Here is a 1246-nt window from a genome sequence, read left to right as displayed (position 1 = left end):
GCTGCACTCCGTATGGGCCGCCCGGGCTACGCTTCACCGCGCCGGGTGTTTGCGGGTAACAACGGTGGCGCAGTGTCGGTGACGGCCGCTGCGATTCTGTCGGGCAACGCTAAGCTCCCGTTCTCAGCGTTCTAAACCACATTCCCTAATTTAAGGGGAGACAGGAGAACTGCACAATTAATCAGTTCTCCTGCTTAATTTCCACACTGGAGAAAACACATGTCTATCTATTACCCGGGTTCGAAGATCGAGCAAAGCACCGAAATGCTGGTTGCGCTCGGCGCTCAATTCACGGCCGAAGGCCAAGCAGTTGTCCGCACGCAAGGCAACACGGCTGCTGGCGTGCAGCCTTCGACGGGTCAAGCAACTGATCTGTTCGTTGGTTTCTCGTTCGCAGGTACGTCGGCAGCTCCGTTCGCTGAAGCTACCTACAACAAGGTCGAAACCTTCTTGGTCCCGGCTACGGGCAGCGTGAAACTGTCGCTGGTGCCGACGACTGCAACTTCGGTCGGTATCTACGACCAAACGACCAGCGCATGGGTTCCGGTTGACGGCACGACGGTCAAGGTCACGGGCCAAACGGTCTCGGGCCTGACGGCAGGCGACACGGTTACCGTGACTTACGAGTACACGCTGACGGCAGTGCAGCGCCGGGTCCTGTTCGGTGACGTGCAGCCGGGCGGCTACGTTGGCGATTACGTCCAGCAAATCGGCGTGATTACGCGCGGTACGGTGTTCACTTCGCAATTCGACGCATCGAAGAACTGGGCAGCTGCTGGTGGTTCGGCCTCGACGCAAATCTGTGTGGCCGCTAACGGCATGCTGACGCTCGGTACGCCGGGTACGGCTCCGGCCGGTGTCGCGGTGCCGGGTGCGTACGTGACGCAAATCCCGGGCGCGGAAATCCCGTTCCTTGGCATCACGTTCGACGCTCACTAAGCATCGGTTCACAAACAGCAATTTTAATTCAGTCACCTGAGACTTGAATTGCTCGGGTCCTGTCCTGATCAATAGGTCAGGACCCCTACCCAAAATATACGGAGTACTCACATGCGTACCAACAAGATTCAAACGTATGCGGCTAAGAAGCCTATGGTCAACGCTTCTGAATACCGCTTTGACGGCTCGCAGGAACGCGCTGTCGGCGCGAACGGTGAGCTTAACGCAAGCTCGAAGCGCGAACTTCTGAACCGCCAGATGGAATTCCTGACCGCGAGCGCGAACGGTGAAGTCGCTAGCGACGCAG

At 58.1% G+C, this 1246-nt stretch carries 2 protein-coding genes; both read left to right on the top strand.

Going from position 1 to position 1246, the window contains the following annotated elements; translation table 11 throughout:
* Nucleotides 1-219: 219 nt before the first annotated feature.
* Complete coding sequence (locus tag AC1RO3_RS07895; protein WP_481763915.1) at nucleotides 220-939, top strand: hypothetical protein; 720 nt, start codon at nucleotides 220-222, stop codon at nucleotides 937-939.
* A 111-nt stretch (nucleotides 940-1050) separates the two neighbouring features.
* Nucleotides 1051-1246, top strand: a 196-nt coding sequence (locus tag AC1RO3_RS07890; RefSeq protein WP_481763914.1) for a hypothetical protein, incomplete at its 3' end; no start/stop codon positions are given.

This window comes from Dellaglioa sp. CoH-57-MRSF-19 (genome assembly GCF_056781975.1).
Note: the sequence above shows the minus strand (reverse complement) of the source record. Positions and strands in the feature narration are given on the sequence as shown.

Excerpts from the sequence above, each read along its gene's own strand:
- AC1RO3_RS07895 (WP_481763915.1), top strand. The coding sequence starts at position 220 with ATGTCTATCTATTACCCGGGTTCGAAGATCGAGCAAAGCACCGAAATG.